At 45.6% G+C, this 17,894-nt stretch carries 17 protein-coding genes; 1 reads left to right on the top strand and 16 read right to left on the bottom strand.

Going from position 1 to position 17,894, the window contains the following annotated elements:
- Positions 1–67: 67 nt before the first annotated feature.
- The 16 genes from arcC to KNO91_RS04780 form a co-directional block, all read right to left on the bottom strand.
- Positions 68–1,030 (bottom strand): carbamate kinase, encoded by a 963-nt coding sequence (gene arcC, locus KNO91_RS04855; RefSeq protein ID WP_214816517.1) that lies wholly within the window; start codon positions 1,028–1,030, stop codon positions 68–70.
- Positions 1,027–1,827, bottom strand: coding sequence for an oxamate carbamoyltransferase subunit AllH family protein (locus KNO91_RS04850; RefSeq protein ID WP_214793003.1), 801 nt, complete (start codon positions 1,825–1,827; stop codon positions 1,027–1,029). Before KNO91_RS04850 ends, arcC begins: the two co-directional genes overlap by 4 nt.
- A complete protein-coding gene (locus KNO91_RS04845; RefSeq protein ID WP_214816514.1) occupies positions 1,824–3,095 on the bottom strand; it encodes a YlbE family protein in 1,272 nt (423 codons plus the stop codon). Before KNO91_RS04845 ends, KNO91_RS04850 begins: the two co-directional genes overlap by 4 nt.
- A gap of 12 nt (positions 3,096–3,107) precedes the next feature.
- The gene (gene fdrA / locus KNO91_RS04840) at positions 3,108–4,799 is read right to left on the bottom strand and encodes an acyl-CoA synthetase FdrA (RefSeq protein ID WP_214816511.1); all 1,692 of its coding nucleotides are present in this window, start codon (positions 4,797–4,799) and stop codon (positions 3,108–3,110) included.
- Positions 4,800–4,811: 12 nt separating this feature from the next.
- Positions 4,812–6,053 carry an MFS transporter gene (locus KNO91_RS04835; protein ID WP_214792994.1) on the bottom strand — a complete coding sequence of 414 codons (1,242 nt, stop codon included), beginning with the start codon at positions 6,051–6,053 and terminating at the stop codon, positions 4,812–4,814.
- Between the two features lie 124 nt (positions 6,054–6,177).
- Positions 6,178–6,861 (bottom strand): response regulator transcription factor, encoded by a 684-nt coding sequence (locus KNO91_RS04830; RefSeq protein WP_214792991.1) that lies wholly within the window; start codon positions 6,859–6,861, stop codon positions 6,178–6,180.
- Between the two features lie 3 nt (positions 6,862–6,864).
- Entirely contained in the window at positions 6,865–9,399 is a 2,535-nt protein-coding gene (locus tag KNO91_RS04825; protein ID WP_214816508.1) for an ATP-binding protein, read from the bottom strand.
- Between the two features lie 285 nt (positions 9,400–9,684).
- On the bottom strand, positions 9,685–10,380 hold the full coding sequence (locus tag KNO91_RS04820) for an N-acetylmannosamine-6-phosphate 2-epimerase (RefSeq protein WP_214816506.1): 696 nt from the start codon (positions 10,378–10,380) through the stop codon (positions 9,685–9,687).
- Between the two features lie 5 nt (positions 10,381–10,385).
- Positions 10,386–11,189, bottom strand: a complete 804-nt coding sequence (locus KNO91_RS04815; RefSeq protein WP_214816504.1) for a MurR/RpiR family transcriptional regulator — start codon at positions 11,187–11,189, stop codon at positions 10,386–10,388.
- A gap of 23 nt (positions 11,190–11,212) precedes the next feature.
- Positions 11,213–12,751: a maltose/glucose-specific PTS transporter subunit IIC gene (locus KNO91_RS04810; protein ID WP_214792979.1), complete on the bottom strand. Its 1,539-nt coding sequence runs from the start codon at positions 12,749–12,751 to the stop codon at positions 11,213–11,215.
- A gap of 117 nt (positions 12,752–12,868) precedes the next feature.
- Positions 12,869–13,147, bottom strand: a complete 279-nt coding sequence (locus KNO91_RS04805) for a hypothetical protein (RefSeq protein ID WP_012727334.1) — start codon at positions 13,145–13,147, stop codon at positions 12,869–12,871.
- A gap of 57 nt (positions 13,148–13,204) precedes the next feature.
- A complete protein-coding gene (locus KNO91_RS04800) occupies positions 13,205–14,254 on the bottom strand; it encodes a C45 family autoproteolytic acyltransferase/hydrolase (protein WP_214792976.1) in 1,050 nt (349 codons plus the stop codon).
- A 63-nt stretch (positions 14,255–14,317) separates the two neighbouring features.
- Positions 14,318–16,054: a methyl-accepting chemotaxis protein gene (locus tag KNO91_RS04795; protein ID WP_214816502.1), complete on the bottom strand. Its 1,737-nt coding sequence runs from the start codon at positions 16,052–16,054 to the stop codon at positions 14,318–14,320.
- Positions 16,055–16,149: 95 nt separating this feature from the next.
- Positions 16,150–16,605, bottom strand: a complete 456-nt coding sequence (locus tag KNO91_RS04790; RefSeq protein WP_214792970.1) for a hypothetical protein — start codon at positions 16,603–16,605, stop codon at positions 16,150–16,152.
- An 11-nt stretch (positions 16,606–16,616) separates the two neighbouring features.
- Positions 16,617–17,039, bottom strand: a complete 423-nt coding sequence (gene fabZ / locus KNO91_RS04785; RefSeq protein ID WP_214786316.1) for a 3-hydroxyacyl-ACP dehydratase FabZ — start codon at positions 17,037–17,039, stop codon at positions 16,617–16,619.
- Positions 17,040–17,052: 13 nt separating this feature from the next.
- Entirely contained in the window at positions 17,053–17,313 is a 261-nt protein-coding gene (locus tag KNO91_RS04780; protein ID WP_214784769.1) for a DNA-directed RNA polymerase subunit beta, read from the bottom strand.
- 194 nt (positions 17,314–17,507) lie between these two features.
- Between KNO91_RS04780 and mscL the strand changes: the two genes are divergently transcribed.
- A complete protein-coding gene (gene mscL, locus KNO91_RS04775; RefSeq protein WP_214792967.1) occupies positions 17,508–17,885 on the top strand; it encodes a large conductance mechanosensitive channel protein MscL in 378 nt (125 codons plus the stop codon).
- Positions 17,886–17,894 lie beyond the last annotated feature (9 nt).

Genomic DNA, 17,894 nt, shown 5'->3' with positions numbered 1-17,894 from the left:
CTTTATTCATCATAAAGAACAGGACGTCATTTGTGTGCGTTGAATCGGTCGTCGATTTGTAATGACCTTAGTCGACGATTCCTGCTGCTGTAAAATCATATCGAACTCTCGTACCCGCCGTACCCGATATCGCTCCTTTTAAAGAAGCGATATCGGTAATGACCGCTTCACGTTCAGAGTCGTCTTGAATAAATTGAAGAGCCGCTTCTACCTTCGGCAACATACTCCCTGCCATAAAATGATTCTCTTCAATCAACTGTTCAAGTCTTGAAGTGGTCACTTCTTCTAATTTTTCCTCGTTAGGTTGGTTGAAGTGAAGACATACGTTAGGCACACCCGTTACAATCATAAGATGTGTCGCTTGGATTGATTGGGCCAACTGAGCTGCCGCAAAATCTTTATCGATGACAGCGTTCACTCCATGTAGCGTGTATTGCTCTCGAACGACAGGAACTCCACCACCGCCAGCGGCAATGACAAGATGACCGGCACGTAGCAAATCTTGAATGACTGGGGCTTCTACGATTTGAATTGGTTTTGGACTTGCTACAACTTTTCGATATCCTCTCCCTGCATCTTCAACCATCATCTCACCTTGAGCTCGCATATGCGAGGCTTCCATTTCCGTATAGAAAGGACCAATTGGTTTGGTTGGTTCGGTAAATGCTCGATCTGAAGCATTGACCTCTGACTGGGTGATCATCGTGACGACTTGACGCTCCATTCCACGACGAGATAACTCATTTCTCAGTAACTGTTGGAACCAGTAACCAATCATCCCTTGAGTCATGGCTCCACATGTCCCTAAGTCCATCGCCGGTGTTTTTTCCGAGTCTGCGATTTGTTGTTGAATCAGTATTGCACCGATTTGTGGTCCATTCCCATGACTCAAAACAACTTCATGTCCTTCTTCGATTAAATCAGCAATGTGACGTACCGTTTCAGTAATCGCTTCGCGTTGAGCGGTCGCAGAGCCATCATCTGTTAAAATGGCATTTCCGCCAAGGGCAATCACAATTCGTTTTTTCATCTAACCATGTCCTCCATTTCATGTGTCAATGCTAAATAGATTCCCAATGCCGTATCTTGGCCTGATGAGCTACCAAACTCAATCAGTCGTTCCCAGTCGCTCTGCCAGTCAGAAGGTGATTGTGTTAAAAGTGCCGTGATCAGTCGGTTCAGTTCGTTCGTGTATTCCCCCCGTAATGCTGCTTCATAATAAGCGACTGAACTTCGGGTCGTTCGATATTTGGCGCTTGATACATAATCCACCTGCCATCCCATCGGTCGCCCTAACACTTCACATGCTGCCATATAGCCAACGATTACATCGTCACCACTCGGGGTTAACCCTTTTCCGTAACCGATCAATTGCTTCCCTTTTTCCTGACCAATGTTCGACAAATAATCATATAACGGCTGTTCTTTTTCTCGATAAGCTCGACTCCAATCGTGTCCAAGTTTCTTTAGAGATTGATTCATCTCTTCGATATTTCTTGTGAGTTGAACAGGATTAGGCTTAATTCGCTCTACTTTCATTCTCATCACTTGATTCGGATAAACTGTCACACCAGTCGAAATATGATGGATGGTCGCTCCCGTCCCAACTAGTAAACAATCGCCTACTCTCCATTTCAATTGATCCACCGTCTTCATATGAATACCAAATGGCGCGTAACCATTCTTTGTCGTTCCAATATAGAGCAGGTTTGCGCCTGCCCGAACATTGTAGCCAGTTTGAAAAACGGCTTCGACTTGAAGAGGATGGAATGCATCATGAAGGAGAGAGGCAGCATACGAGCTGTATACCGCCCCAATTTGAATCATGCGTGCTGAACCAATCCTAGTTTTTCAGCATATGCTTCAAGCGCCTTTTCGAAGCAAGCGAGCGGCGCTCGCACGGTACCTGCACCAACTTGTCCGATTCCTGGTTTTTTATGCGCAATGCCTGTATTGATGATTGGTGTGATTCCAGTTTCCACAACTTTTCGAATATCGATTCCTACGCAAGATCCTTGGAAGTCCCAAGATGGAATGCTTAAGTTTGAATTGTGCTGATCGCAAATTTCAATCATCTCTTCACTAATTGATTGAGCCTCACTTGCGCCTGCACGACCTAAGAAACGAGTGACACCTGGCGCGGCTACCATCGCCATTCCCCCGACACCATACGTTTCGGTAATCGCACTATCTCCGATATCTGGGTTGGCATCGTCTTGGCTATATCCTGTAAAGAAGAGACCTTCTGGTGTATTCACCGGAGCTGTAAACCACTCGTCCCCCATCCCACTGATGCGAATACCGAACTCTTTTCCATTTCGCGTCATCGCCGTCACAATCGTGCCTTCCTCATGCTGACGCGCCTCATCTAGCACGGCTTTACATGTCGCCATCATCACGTTCAAGAAAAATTGATCGGTGTCCGCGAGGAACTGTAAAACATCTCGCCGCTCCGTATCATCAATATCTGCAAGCATTAAATAAGGCGCTAACTCTTTCAATAAGAGAACAGAAGCTGCAATATTCCGTTGATGGAACTCATCACCCATCGTGATCGCTTTTGAGATGATGACGTTTAAATTAACACCTTCACCTGTTTCTTTTAACGTTTTTGAAAGAACTGGACCGAGTACGTCTTTCATCCAGTGTAAACGTGAAATGACCTCAGCATCGTTCGCACCAAAACGCATCACTTTACCGATTCCTTCATTCATCGTGCAATACGCTTTGGCGCTACCATTACGGTTTTCAACGACGAGCACCGGCATGTGTCCCGATGTAATCCCCCCCATCGGACCGACAGCATTGACATGATGGCAAGGGGTAAATGTCACTTCACCACGCTCGAGCATCTGTTCCGCTTCCTCATAATCGTCTGTCCATTGTTCGAATATGACTGCCCCGATCGCTGCACCTTTCATTGGTCCCGTCATCTCGTGATAGGCAATCGGTGGACCGGCGTGTAACAGTACTTTATCTTTTAAAATCGGAATGACCGTGTGGGCCGGAACGACATCCGTCAAAAATGGCTGTCCATTCAGAATGGTTTGTACGACTTTTTCATTTGCTTCTTGAATCATAGCTCCGATACTCATTTGTTTTCCTCCTCAAGACATGAGCGCGAGTAAGCGCTGAAGATGTGGTTTTCCGCCTGCAGTCGGTTGCCAGTTGTATTGCACACTTTGTCCTCCCTCATTCGTTACTGCGTCTGCGAATGAGCGAAGTCCTAAGTTAATCACTTTAGGTGCACATAATAATTGTTGAATGGCGTCCGACGACTCTACTTGGGGTGTGTTCCGTTCAACCGACGGCATTGTTTTCTCCTCGAATTTTGGTACAGGTTGTCCAATCATATGAAGGGCATATTCAACAGCTGCGACATTACTCTCGGCGACGAAGATACCCGCTGATTCAAAAAGTTGTTTTTGAGCACTATAACGTTGTGGATCTTGCTCGGTACCACATACGTTGACGATGACATGAACGTTTGGTCGTGACGTCTGTAGTGCTTGTAACGTCGGAAGCAATGCGCCAGCCATGTTTTCATGAGAACCGTATCCGAGAACATTATCTAATAGCAGTACAATCGAGTCGTCCGTATCACAGTAACGATTAATAAAATCAATACGTGTCGACGGATCAATCATCGGGTGCGGTTTACCCTGGGTATAGACGTCATCACCTAAATCGATGACGACATTTCCTTCATAATCGAATGAGAATCCGTCACGATGTTCTCTGTCTGCCTCTACACCAAACGAGAGCGCAAGCAAATCGGCAGTTTCCGCAGCTAACGTTCCGCCCGAGAACAATCCGACGATCCGTGTCGCTTCCCTCGAGACCTGTTCCATTCGTTTCTGTTCAGTTGTCGACTTACCGAGCGCCAATAATGCCGCTTCTTCTGATGTATCTGCGTAAATGACGTGATGTCTTGGTGCGAGACCATGTTCACCGACAAAGAAAGCCACGATCGGTTTTGTCACCTGTTGAAGGAGCTGTTCAATTTCTTCTCGTACTTCCTTAGCAGGTGGTTTTGAAATCACGACAATCGTATCTGTCGATGCATCCTGTTCAAGAGCTCGTATACCTGCTTTCATCGAAATTCCACCAATCTCCGTAGACAAGTCACGTCCTCCCGTTCCAATGGCATGCGATACACCACCACCGAGACGATCAATCAACGTCGCCACTTCTTGAATCCCTGTTCCGGAAGCACCTACAATACCAACACGTCCTGTTTGAACGACGTTCGTGAACGCCAGAGGAATTCCAGCGAGTGAGGCAGTCCCACAGTCTGGACCCATGACTAATAATCCATTCTGATCAGCATATTGTTTTAATTCGCGTTCGACTTCAACGGGAACATTGTCACTGAAAATATGAACATTCAGTCCTTGATTGAGCGCCTTTCTCGCCTCATATTCAACGTATTGTCCAGGAATCGACAATAAAGCCAAGTTCGCATCGGGTAACTCTTCCAAAGCTCCTTTCCAAGAACGAGCTTCTTGTTTATCTCCTGAATCTTGTTTCGTTTGATTGTTCAAGAAGTCGTGAATGGCGGTCAATAGTCGCTCTGTCTGATCTGTTTCTGAATCTACAACGATGCACATATCCTGCGGTGTTGCTGTTTCTAATTCGCTTGTGTAAAAACCTGTACTTTTAAAAATATCAAGGTTCGCTGGCGTTCCCATCATGATTGAGACTTTATTGATTCCTTCAAGACTCGAGACATGATTTGACAACACCATGAGTGTCACCGAATCTTGGTATGTGTTTTCTTGAATGATTGTGGTTAACATACGTTTCTCTCCTTACGCTTCCGTCGGTTTGACGGTTTCTTTTGTGAACAACATGGCTATCATCCCGATGACGAGAAGAACTGCTGCCAAATAAAAGCCTGTTTGCATCGATCCTGATTGATCGACCAAATAACCGGTGATGTACGGTGCAAGAATCGATGAAGTCATTCCGACAAAGTTATAGACACCAAACACCGTTCCATATACTTTTTTTGGTGCATTATTCGCTACGAATGAAAGGAGAACTGGATCAAGAGCTAACTTTCCAGTCAATCCGTATAAGATGAGCGCCGCAAATAAGAGCGGTGTACTTTCCACGAATACGACAGCGAAGATCGAAGCAATCGATAGAGGGACGAGTATGAAGACAAGTGGCTTTTTCTTGCCCATCTTGTCTGACAGGTATCCAATCAACAATGCGCCTGGGATAGAAGCCCATGGAACGAGAGAAGAGATAAATCCAACGTCACTTCCTTGGAACCCACGTTCGACTTGCAAGTACTGTGGTAACCACGTGAGGATCATAAAGAAGCCATAGAGTGAACAAAATACCATGATGAACGTCGCTAATAAATTTCGGTTTTTAAACAAACTCATGATGGAGAAATCTGATTTTTCAGCTGTTGCCTCCACACGTTCTGGGCGTTTTTCTTTGACGACAAACCAAATCAAAATCCCGGTTAAAATTGTCGGGATTGTCATGAAGTAAAACGGGGTACGCCAACTCATTCCAAGTTCGAGTGTCAAATAACTTGATGAAATGTAACCGAGCGAGATACCGAGCGCCATACCGCTGTTGATAATGGCTGTTCCAATCGTCAAAAATTGCTTTGGAATGGCTTCAGATGATAAGGCATATTGCGGACCGTAATACGTTCCTTCACCAAGTCCTGTGATTGCTCGGGCAATCATGAACAAGAGAAAGGTTGTAGCAAGTCCGGTAATTCCGGTAAATAATCCGAAAAGAATAAAGCCTGGCACTAAAATGCGTTTTCGTCCAAACTTATCGCCAAGTGATCCAGAAGGAATTTGGGCGATGGCGTACGTGAGGAAAAAGACACTGTTAATCAAACCGAGCTGAGCATTGTTCAACCCGAACTCTTGAGCCAAGTTCGGCATGACCGGATTGAGGATGGTCCGGTCCGCATACATAAACATCCAGCCTAGGAAAAAGACCGCGACGACTTTCCACCAATACGGGATTCGTTCTCGCTTAGGTTGCAAGACGGGTTGAGAAACTGGGGATGTACTCATGGGGTTACTTCCTTTCTATTTTTGGTATCGCTTACATGTATACTTTACGTCTCACCCCGTAAGAAACGCATAAAGAGACAGGGTGTCTTCGTAACAATTCCATAAAAAAAACGCCCGAAGGCGCTTAGGAAAGTAAGGCGTAGCCGATACCAGGATACGTCTTTAATTGATCCGCCGCCTCTGTGGCGCCGGCAGCTTTTAATTTTTTTCGGATTCGACCGATAGTCACTCGTAAGTATTCGACCTCTTCTCCGTATTCAGGTCCCCATACCGACTGCAAGAGCTCACGATGTTGAACGACTTGATCTAGATGCTTGACCAATTCGGATAATAAGGAGAATTCATTTTGAGTCAACTTGACTTCTTCCCCTTGATGAAACACTCTATTCCGTAAACGATCTACCTCGACACCTTTAATCTGAACAGTCGTTTCCAGTACTTCATCGGCAACTGATCTCCTGAGCACTGCTTTGACTCGTGCAAACAATTCTTCAAGTGCAAATGGTTTGGTCAAATAGTCATCTGCCCCTAAGTTCAATCCATCTACTTTATCTTTGGACTGACTTCGAGCTGTCAACAAAATAACAGGGATATCCGACACTGTCCGTAGACGACGTAGCACTTCGAACCCGTCCATTCGAGGCATCATAATATCGAGTAAAACCAAATCAAACTGATTCCGTTCAATTTCCTCTAAAAACTGACTACCGTCGATATATTGTTTCACTTCATATCCAAGCGAAATTAAATTTGCTGCCACAAAACGTGCGATTTTCTTTTCATCTTCAACTATGGCAATTGTCGTCATTGCTTATTCCTCCCCTTTTGGCATTGTTAGAAAGAATCGAGTCCCACGACCTAACTCACTCTCGACTCGAATGTCTCCACCATGGGCTTCGATGATTCCTTTACAGATTGCTAACCCGAGACCCGTCCCGCCTTTTCGTCTCGTTGATTTCATTTCTACTTGATAAAAGCGATCAAAAATCCGATTTACATGATCGTGACGAATACCAATCCCTTGATCTTCAATGACGAGTTGCCACGACTCGTTCGTCTCTTCTGTCCGAATCCGAATCTTGGGTGAGCCGTCACTGTATCGAACCGCATTCGTCAATAAATTGACGAGTACTTGCCGAAATCGATTAAAATCGACTTCGACTACGGTTGGTCCATTCCATTCGTACGTCGTATATTCTTCAATTTGGAGCTCTTTTATGACTGCTTTTACATAAGGGATGAACAAGACCGCTTCCAGTTCTACAGGAAAGTTTCCAGATTCGATTTTAGTAATGTCTAACCAGTCATCAATGAGTTGACGAATTCGCTGTGCATCTTCTTGAATCCCTTGTAACAATTCAGTTCGGAATGAGCTGTCCCATGAGACATCTTTCCTCATCAACGTTTCAACGCTTCCACGAATGTTTGTGAGCGGTGTTTTAAATTCATGAGATGCTAGTGAAATTAAATTATCCTTTAATTGATCGATTTCTACTTCACGGGTGACGTCACGCACGATGTACCCTTGTCCGACAGTGTCGGATGAACCAATCACAGAAAACGGTTGTACGTGGAAGATTTGATCGTCAATAAATAATCTATAGATATCTTTCTCATCTCCATAGAGTTTCATAACCGTATTCCAATCCTCCACTTGATCGGATTGAGATAACTCGAAATTCAGCTCCATGAAGCGATTCACATACTCAATTTCTCCACCTTCATTCATCACGATTACACCTTCAGACATACTACTCAACGTCGCATTCCATAAGGCATTCTGTTTTGTTGTCTCATCGACCAACACTTTATTATCGAGAAGGATGGAAAAGGCATCACTAAGTGTGTGTAAGAAAATCTCTTCTCGTTTGGCGATGGTTTGATTGGCTGTTAAACCGACTAACAACATTCCATCTGCACGTCCTCCAAAATATAAATGGTTCTTATAAAACCGATAACCTTTTTGCTGTGCATCTAAAAATTCACATAGGCTCTCTTGTGATAAGATTGCGTCTTTTGAAATGACTTGATTCGGCAAGGAGACAAACAAAGGATATGGCAAAATGGATGCCATCTCTTGTAACGTGCTTTGTACAAGCGAAATGATGTTCGGCGCATGACGAAACGATGTCATAAATTGATTAAGCGCCTTTAACTCTAAGTTGTTTCGTTCTAATTCTTTTGTTCGGCGGGATACCTTTTCTTCTAATGCCTCATTCAATTGACGTAAATTTTCTTGGCTTTCCCGAACATGTTCGGCCATATGTTCAAAACGTTTAGCCAATTCAATGATTTCTTTCGGTGCACGAATCGATTGCAAGTGGTTTACGACGTGAGATGGTTCATTGTGTTCAACGAGCAGTTCGGTTTGATTCACAAAATCCGCAAGCGAGCGATTTAGTTTACGGGAAAGTATAGAGCCTAGAATAAACATAATGGTCGCAATCATTAGAAATAACAATGTGTTGGGAATAATTGTTTTTATAACGGAAGCTAGTACACTTTCCACCGGACGAGCAATCCAAACTGTCCATCCATATTCGGGCACCACCTCATATGTGACAAATTGAGACTGCTGTTTTTCTTCATCAAAAACTCGCCAAACGTTTCCCCATACTTGCTCTCCACGCTCATCCGGATTCATCGTAACCGCTTTCACTTCATTGGATGGGTATGTGTTTGGATGGAACACAATCTGATTTCGATCATCTACGACTACCGGGAATTGTTCTTGATTAAAGTTGTTGGCAATCAAGGTCTCTCCAATCCCTTCTAAACTTAAGGCACCTAATATGTAACCCGACATATCATCGCCTTCGGAGAATATCGGTGTCGCAATGACAATCAAAGGTTTTTGGCTACCTCCGCGTCCTTGGAATACGTGAGAGACATAGGTGTCTCTCGTCATTTGGAGTTGTTTGAAGTAAAAACGATTACTAAAATCAAGTCCGAGATTCGACTGTCCGTCCTCATTCACTCTGGGTGAAAAAGCGATGGTACGTCCACTCTCATCAGCGATATATAAATTTTCAAAACGTGAGTTATGCGTTTTGATATGATCAATCATCTCTTGTTCAACAGTTACAAACGAACCTGTCGAACGAAGGGTTTCGATATTGTCTGCAGTCGTTTGTATCATCTGTTTACTTTGCTCAATATAATCGTATACAATCGACTGCATTTGTTTCGTAGCCACTTCTTGTTGAATGAATTCTTCCTTCACCCCTTGTACAGTATCGAATAAATAGATTAATAGAGAAAAGAAACCTGAGACAATAATGAGTAATATAAAATCAAATAACAGTCTTCCTCGAAATGTTTCACGCATACGACGGATATGTTTCATTGCTTTCACCACCCTATAAAAAAGATTAGCACGCTTTATATTTTTTTTAGCTACTCCTCTCTATTTTTTATGTTTTTGTTATGACGGTGTTGTGACGGATTATGCTATTCATGTTGTATCCTTTACTCAAATACAGTGTGAAAAAGCGATCTAGATATCTGAAATCTAGACCGCTCCATCATTTGTCATATGCTTTTCAAACTGTGTGCTGGCAATATACTCTTTTTTAAACTTTCAATTGAGGTGTAAATCAATCGAAAGTCTCTATAAATCGCTCCAAAGAGCTTACAACGAACTCTTCACATTAGCAGCAAGTGCGGCATCAAACCGTGCGGTAATTTGATGTGGACGTGTAATTGCACCACCAACGACGACAGCATGCGCTCCTAAGTCCATACAACGCTTCGCCATCTCAGGTGTCAAAATATTTCCTTCTGCAACAACTGGTCGAGACACATGATCTAACACATCTTTTAAAAATTTGAAATCATCGTGATAGAGGAGAGATCCTTTCGTTTCGTCTGTATACCCGTGCAAAGTTGTCGAGATATAGTCGAAACCAAGGCGATCTGCCTCAATGCAGTCCTCGAGGGTCGCGCAATCAGCCATCAACAATTGATTCGGATAAATCGAGCGGATGGCATGCACCAACTCTTGAAGTGTCATCCCATTCGGTCGGAGGCGTTTTGTCGCATCGAGGGCGATTACATCCACGCCGACTTCAGTCAACTCCTCGATTTCTTTCATCGTTGCAGTGATGAAGACGTCACTGTCTTCATAATCCCGTTTGACGATTCCGATAATCGGAACCGAAACCTGTTGTTTAATCTCTTGAATATCTTTCGCTGAATTGGCCCGAATTCCTTTGGCGCCCCCTTGAACGGCCGCAATGGCCATCCGTCCCATAATGAACTCACTATGGAGTGGTTCACCTTCTAAAGCCTGGCACGAAACAATCAATCCAGTCGGTAATGTTGTCATACTGATTACTCACTTCTTTCTTTTAAACGATCAAGCGCTTTAAGCGTTCGCATATAGTGCGCTTTTAATGCTTCATTCGTCTCCATCAATGTTTTCGTCACCGCATCTGCCGTAAACAGAAGCGGGAGTTGGGTATTAATTAAGAATGCCTCTCCTGACGCACCGGCGGTCAACAAACGATAGTCAACAAGCTCAGCGAGTGGTGAATGCTGGTATCCGACGAACGCCACTGTCGTACAGCCTGATTCTTTTGCAAGTTGAACGGCTTGGACGACTTCTCGACTTTCTCCACTGTTCGAGAACGCAATGACTACATCTTCTGATGTGACAATCGAAGCGTCCATGACCATGCTGTGACTATCAAACGCCGTAGTCGCCAGTAAGCCCATCCGTCTCAATCGATATTCCATCTCTTGTGCAACGAGACCGGCGTTGCCCAACCCATACAAATGGACGGAACGGCTCGAAACAATTTCCTTACAAATAGCAATCAATTCGTCCTGATCAATCAAATGAGCGGTCGTTTGAATCAATTCAATATACGACCTCTGCATCGGTTCCAGTGAAGTCGTTTGGGGCAAATTCGTTTCCGTTAACGTCTTTTGCATCATGAGCTTCAGTGAGCTATAGCTTCCTACGCCGATTTTCTTACAAAATCGCGTGATTGTTCCTGGAGAAGTCGCGATTGCGTTTGCCAGATCGGTAATGTTCATCTCGATGGCCTCTTTCATGTTTACCATGAGATAGTCCGCAATCTTTCTCTCACTGTCTGTCATTTCTGAATACACGTGTTTCATTTGCTCCCACACGATTCTTCCCTCCAACACATTCGTTATTCGCCCCGGCCTAACGCCTCTTGGACTTCATTCTTAATAATTGTAACAGAAGGACCGTAGATTACCTGAATTCCATTCCCTTTTTGAACTACCCCGTGAGCGCCCGTCTCTTTTAACAAATCTTCACGGACATGTTGATTGTCGTTGACGGTAACGCGAAGGCGTGTCGCACAACAGTCGACCGTTTCAATATTTGCATCGCCACCTAGTGCCGCAATGATGGCTGTTGAACGATCAGACGCCGCAATGTCTGCTGTTTTAGCTGTTTCATCTGAGCGTCCTGGTGTCATGAAGTTGAACTTCGTGATGAGGAAACGGAACGTTACGTAGTAGAGCAAGAACCAAAAGGCACCGATGACCGGTACGAGCATCCAGTTCGTCTTGTCATTCCCTTGTAAAACCCCGAATAAGATAAAGTCGATGAACCCTCCCGAGAACGTTTGACCAATCGTAATCTCGAAGATGTGAGCCATCATAAAGGCCAGACCATCAAAGATGGCATGGACCAAATAGAGAACAGGTGCTACGAACAAGAACGCGAATTCGAGCGGTTCTGTGATTCCTGTCAAGAACGACGTAAGTGCAGCAGAGAACAAAAGTCCAAATACGACTTTCTTTTGCTCTGGTTTAGCACAGTGATACATCGCGAGCGCTGCGCCAAGAAGACCGAACATCATCGTGATGAATCGACCAGACATAAAGCGCGCCGTCCCTTCATAAAATTGGCTCGTATTTGGATCAGCCAATTGCGCGAAGAAAATCTTTTGTGTCCCTTCAATCAATGTACCGTCGATAACCATCGAGCCCCCGAGCCCGGTCGTCCAAAACGGAATGTAGAAGATGTGGTGCAACCCGAATGGACCGAGCATCCGTAGGACAAACCCATAGATGAATGTTCCAATGTAACCAGTTTTCTCAACGAGACCACCTAGTGAGAAAATTCCATTCTGCACCGTCGGCCAAATAAAATAGAGTCCAATCCCGACACCTATCGCGACGAACGATGTGATAATCGGTACAAATCGTGATCCGCTGAAGAAGCCGAGAAATTGTGGTAAGACTTGCTTATTATAGCGGTTATGCAAGAGTGCCGTGACAATCCCAATCAATATCCCGCCGAACACACCGGTTTCAAGTGTTTGAATCCCGAGTGCCATCCCTTGACCCGCACTCGCTAAGTTCGTTTCCATCAACTCTCCGGTAATTTGCAGCATCGCGTTGATGGTCGCATTCATAATCAAATAACCAAGCATTGCTGCCAAACCGGCCGTGCCTTTATCAGACTTCGCAAGTCCGACAGCAACACCGATAGCAAACAATACTGCCAAGTTCGCAAATACAATCGAACCCGCGGCCGCCATAATCGTGAATAGATGTTGCAACCAGTCGATGTCGAGAAACGGATACGCTTGTACCGTATTTGGGTTAGACAAGGCGCCCCCAATCCCTAACAATAGTCCGGCTGCCGGTAAGACAGCGATTGGCAACATGAACGATTTCCCGAATTGTTGCGCTCGTTCAAAGAGACGTGACATGAATAAATCCTCCTTAAAATCATTTTCACCTGAATCATAATATGAAAAATATTTTAATGCAAGCGTTTACGGTAAAAAAGATTTTAAAAAAGAGTGACCTCGCTGGGCCACTCAAGATCATCCCCGACTCTTCCGCGTCAACGTCAATCCTCCAAATCCACTGATAACAGCGATATAAAATCCTAAGTCGTAAAACCAGCCGGTGTTGTTCACTTCGTACACCCGATACGTATCATTGAATAACCCTAAAATGAGTGAGATCGGCGCAATCCATCCGTGCCAGATGCCCCAGAAAAAGCCTGCCGGGTCCGTCGTATACGTCCCGTCGCCAGGCACACACCCACCGAGTAGTGTAACGAGTGTGAGCATAATGAGTATGATGCCAAATCGTTTCATCTTTCATCCCTCCTGTTATGTGTATTCCCGTTTCTACAAAAAAAGCACTGACAAACGTCAGCGCCAAAGTTGGACCGTATTCGCAAACTCGATATCGGTCGCGAGTTCACCGTCAAGTGCGTGCAAGTCAAAGTCTTCCCCATCAAGCCATTTTTGGAAATCAAAGATGACCGGATCACGGTCTCCACCGAGCGCAAACCACGTCTCGAGTGTTTCTGGGAAATAGGCAGCCGTATGAATCGTTCCCGCCCAGCTCTTGTACAGTTCCGAGAAGACTCCTTTGTCAGTATCGTTCATGAGACGAAACGCGCTCTCCGCGTCTTGAATCAAATGTTGCACCACTTTGATTTCCATCATGCGACGGGTGGAATCATCAAGATGGTAACGATTCTCGTGTTGCAACAGTTCGAAATGGTTTGTACATATATTCGATTCCCGCACTTGAATATCCCGCGGTGTCGCCTCGATCACGCGTGTCTTCGACGACTTGTCGTGGACGACGTACGTGAAGGAGCCACGATGCGGAATCTCTTTTAATAAATCGACTGCTTCTTCTACCGTCGCACACGTCTCAAGAATGATGCGTCCAATCATTTGACAGACGAACCCGTCCCCCGGTCGACGACGATTGATGAAGTTGTATCCCATCGCGAGACCTTTTTCATTCATCCCATCCATGCGGCCCGTGACACGAGACACCGGTCCGATGACGGCATATCCATCATCTGGTTGAAAGACGTTGTAGCGCCCGTCATAGGTCATCGGATGATAGTCATAGTTCCGGACGAGGAAATTATCCCCGGTCAGAATCGAGCAGCCGCTAATCGGATTATTGACGCGGAAATGTCCGAAATGGAGCAACGTATCATTGAGGGACAGTTTAAGCTCGTCTTGAAGCCCAATCAACTCTTCCCAAATCTTCGGAGCAACTGCGTCGAAGGCAGCCTTCGCCTCTGTCGCGTCAATCTCAAAACGGGGAACGCGTAGTTTCCACTGGTCCGTCCGATTCTCGAGCAGTTGACTTCGTTTTATATATTTTCCTTGAAATCGCCCGAAGTCATAATGACTTCCGCGAAATTGTGTCAGTTCACTAGAGAATTGTTGCATGAAAAAACCTCCCTTGCGCCCATTATAGCGGACACGAGAGAGGTCTGTCTGATGTGAGACTGCTTACAACTTGAACTGTCGGCTCATCTGTTGCATCGATTCGGCTGTCGTCGACAAGTCCTTGACGAGACGGTTCATCGTCTCACTCGTCGCTGACATCTGTTCTGTTGAAGCGGCCACTTCCTCGTTTCCAGCCGTGCTCTCTTCAGAGATAGAAGCAATCTCGGATAGACCGTGTTGGATATGGTCTTGGTTCGTCTTCACCCGATCGAGTTGCCCACGCATCGAATTCGTTAACTGTTGCATATGCCGGACACTCTGTTCGATTTCCGTGAAGGCACGCTTCGTCGATTCGAGCGTTTCTTTTCCTTCCTCGGCCGCCGTCATGCTTTCCGTGAACGTCTGACCGAGTGCAATCGAATTTTGTTTGACGCTTCCGACAATTTCCGAAATCTCACTGACGGATTCTGCGACACTGTCCGACAACTTCCGAATCTCCGAGGCGACGACCGCAAACCCTTTCCCATGCTCACCCGCACGTGCCGCTTCGATGGCTGCGTTCAACGCGAGTAAATTCGTCTGTTGTGAGATTTGACGAATCATCGTGACGAGCTCCGTCACTTCATCCGCTTGTTGTTCAAAATCACGAACTTGTCCTTGCGACGTCTTCACTTGTTCATGGATGTGTGTCATCTGACTGACCGCGCTCTCCATGTAGCGAAGGCCATCCATCGTCACCCGACTGACGACTTCTGCTTGTTCGCTCACTTGATCTCCGTCTGACGTCGTTTGCTCGACGAGTGTCGAGAATTCATTCATATGACCATACAGACGCATCGTCAACACACTTTGATTTTCGACACCGCTCGCAATCTCTTCCATCGTATAGGCGATTTGACGAGAGGCGTCATTCACTTCTTCCGAGATGCTCGAGACGTTCCCGCTCTCATCCCGGACCGTCTGCGCCGACGTTTGGATACCGGAGATGAGGTCTTTCAACATATGGGTCATCTTATCCATTGATACCGTCAGACGCTTAATCTCATCATTCGATTTCAATTGAATCTTCTCTACATCCTTCGATGCTGTCGCTAAGTCTCCTTCTGCAATCGATGTCGCGACGCGCTCTAGTGCTTGGAGCGGTCGTAACTTCCAGCCAAGGTACCGCCAAATAATGACGGCTGCAACGACGAGTAAGACGAGAAGTCCGATTAGGATTGGCGGCAAGCTTTCGGTTAACACATTTCCCGTGATTGCCTCGACTTCTGTTGCTGCTTTATCAATCCCGAGTACTCCGATGACCTCGCTACCTCGTTTGATTGGAACGAGTACCGTCACATACTTCCCGTATTCCGGGTCATCAATGACGTTTGTTGTGACGGTCTCACCTTCAAACGCATCCATTGCCCCTTCATATGTCATCGTCGTAGTCGGTGTGCCGATCTCGGCCGCATCCGCCTGACTCAAGCCATCGACGATAATTTGAACTTCTTCGCCCGCCGTAGCAATCGTGTACACATACATGGCCCCGATTTGTTGGCGATATGTATCGAGATATTCTCGCAACTGTTCATACTGCTCGTTTTTTGACGGATTAGCCATGAAAGACGCATATGTATCCGCATCTAACGTCTCGCTAATCCGTTCACCGTCTTCAATCATCGTCGCATGCAACGTGCTGAGTACGGAATGCTTCGTACTGAAGTACTGCACCGCCCCGAACGAAACGATGAGCAAGGTGACGAAGACTAGCATCGCTGCTAAAATGCGTGTCTGTAACGACTGTGATTTCTGTTTCATCTCGATTTCCTCCATTCTGTCCTTACTCTTTGTATCGGACAAAATGAATCAATCTCAACAAAAAAACAGACGATTTTCGACAAAATCGTCTGTTTTTATTCAAGGTTTGTCGAATCGACGACTTCGAGCGGAATCGTGACTTCCGTCTCGCCTTCCTCCACTAAATGAAAGAGCGGAAGTGTATCCGACACGAAAAGATCAGGGTTAACATCGGTCTGATATTCATACGTCCGAATATCTTCTTCCCGTTCTGCAATCAGTTCGCCGAATGGAATGGCGATCCGCTCACCGTCGACCTCATAACTCATGACTGTCGTCGGGTCGAGGCGCCGATTTTCAAGCATACGAATTGTGAAGAGCATCGTCGTATTGTTCGTCCGCTCGAGCGAAACGGCAATCGCATCAGATTGACCCGCACGCTTCTCAATCATCGCCTCATTCACGTCCTGTTCGTACACAATGTTCTCTTCGTTCGACTCTTCTGTTTGCAGTTGCTGACAGCCCACAATCGTCATTAAGCCTACTAGTAAAACAATTACTAAAGCACGCATCCCATTTCTCCTTACTTCAAGGCGAAAGTGAGTTCTGCTTCACAAGCAACTTCTCCATCGACCGTGGCCACGGCACGTCCTTTACCGATTGGCCCACGAATTTTCATGATTTCTACCTCAAGGCGAAGCTGATCACCCGGGACGACTTGTCGTTTGAAACGACAGTTGTCAATCCCTGCGAAAAAGGCGAGCTTGCCTCGATTCGATTCGTCTTTCAACATCGCGAAAGCACCGACTTGTGCGAGTGCCTCAACAATTAAGACGCCTGGCATGACGTTATAGTCTGGGAAATGCCCGTTAAAGAACTCTTCGTTCGCCGTGACATTTTTTAATCCGACAGCACGCTTCTTTTCCTCGACTTCGAGAATTCGATCAATTAACAGAAACGGGTATCTGTGTGGGATTACTTCTTTAATTTGCTCAATTGTATACATCCATCCACCGCCTTTAAGAGGTTAGCCAAAAATCGGTGATATGGCGCCACGTCTCGATGTCAAACACATCTTTCCAGTCGCCTCCGCCAATGACGCTATATCCAATGATCGCTCCGAGGGCGAGCATCGCGATCGCCAACACCAAAACGACAAGTACACGCAGTAAAATCGGGAATCGACGATGATTCGACAATCGTGATCGCTGTTTCTGCTTCGTCTCTTGTTCTGGTGAACCCTTTTGTTCTTCCGAACTCGTTTGTTCATCGTTCGCCACGTCCAACCATCCTTTCAGCTAAAATGATTATATCATATTAGTACCTGGTATTAAAATGCGTAAATTGCTACCTTTTTAGTGTACCCTATGCACAAATGTCGAACAAGCATCCTTCCCTGACAGAAGCTGAACGATTTTCTGTCTTTCGCCAAAATATGCTACGCTTATGCTATTCAACGTCAGGAGGTTCATTTATGTTAAAAGAATTTAAAAAGTTCGCGATGCGCGGGAACGTCATCGATCTCGCTATCGCCGTCGTACTCGGTGCGGCGTTCACAGCCATCGTGAACTCGCTCGTCAACGATATCTTTATGCCGCTTCTCGGAATCATTATCGGAGGAATCGATTTCTCTAACTTAAAAGCGAGTGTGCTTGGAGTGGACGTCTTATACGGGAACTTCATTCAACAGATTGTATCCTTCATCTTGATCGCTTTCGCACTCTTCCTTATTGTAAAGCTCATCAACCGTCTACAACGTGAGAAGGAAGTCGAAGAGGCCGTTGCCCCGACTCCTACGAAAGAAGAGCAGTTGTTGACTGAGATTCGTGACTTATTAAAAGAACGTCCGTAACAAGCAAAA

Source organism: Exiguobacterium sp. s59, from assembly GCF_018617475.1.
Classification (GTDB): domain Bacteria; phylum Bacillota; class Bacilli; order Exiguobacteriales; family Exiguobacteriaceae; genus Exiguobacterium; species Exiguobacterium aestuarii.
Note: the sequence above shows the minus strand (reverse complement) of the source record. Positions and strands in the feature narration are given on the sequence as shown.

Bases quoted from the DNA above. Each gene is read 5' to 3' on its own strand.
- arcC (WP_214816517.1), bottom strand. From the start codon at position 1,030: ATGAAAAAACGAATTGTGATTGCCCTTGGCGGAAATGCCATTTTAACA.
- KNO91_RS04850 (WP_214793003.1), bottom strand. From the start codon at position 1,827: ATGATTCAAATTGGGGCGGTATACAGCTCGTATGCTGCCTCTCTCCTT.
- KNO91_RS04845 (WP_214816514.1), bottom strand. From the start codon at position 3,095: ATGAGTATCGGAGCTATGATTCAAGAAGCAAATGAAAAAGTCGTACAA.
- fdrA (WP_214816511.1), bottom strand. From the start codon at position 4,799: ATGTTAACCACAATCATTCAAGAAAACACATACCAAGATTCGGTGACA.
- KNO91_RS04835 (WP_214792994.1), bottom strand. From the start codon at position 6,053: ATGAGTACATCCCCAGTTTCTCAACCCGTCTTGCAACCTAAGCGAGAA.
- KNO91_RS04830 (WP_214792991.1), bottom strand. From the start codon at position 6,861: ATGACGACAATTGCCATAGTTGAAGATGAAAAGAAAATCGCACGTTTT.
- KNO91_RS04825 (WP_214816508.1), bottom strand. From the start codon at position 9,399: ATGAAACATATCCGTCGTATGCGTGAAACATTTCGAGGAAGACTGTTA.
- KNO91_RS04820 (WP_214816506.1), bottom strand. From the start codon at position 10,380: ATGACAACATTACCGACTGGATTGATTGTTTCGTGCCAGGCTTTAGAA.
- KNO91_RS04810 (WP_214792979.1), bottom strand. From the start codon at position 12,751: ATGTCACGTCTCTTTGAACGAGCGCAACAATTCGGGAAATCGTTCATG.
- KNO91_RS04805 (WP_012727334.1), bottom strand. From the start codon at position 13,147: ATGAAACGATTTGGCATCATACTCATTATGCTCACACTCGTTACACTA.
- KNO91_RS04800 (WP_214792976.1), bottom strand. From the start codon at position 14,254: ATGCAACAATTCTCTAGTGAACTGACACAATTTCGCGGAAGTCATTAT.
- KNO91_RS04795 (WP_214816502.1), bottom strand. From the start codon at position 16,054: ATGAAACAGAAATCACAGTCGTTACAGACACGCATTTTAGCAGCGATG.
- KNO91_RS04790 (WP_214792970.1), bottom strand. From the start codon at position 16,605: ATGCGTGCTTTAGTAATTGTTTTACTAGTAGGCTTAATGACGATTGTG.
- fabZ (WP_214786316.1), bottom strand. From the start codon at position 17,039: ATGTATACAATTGAGCAAATTAAAGAAGTAATCCCACACAGATACCCG.
- mscL (WP_214792967.1), top strand. From the start codon at position 17,508: ATGTTAAAAGAATTTAAAAAGTTCGCGATGCGCGGGAACGTCATCGAT.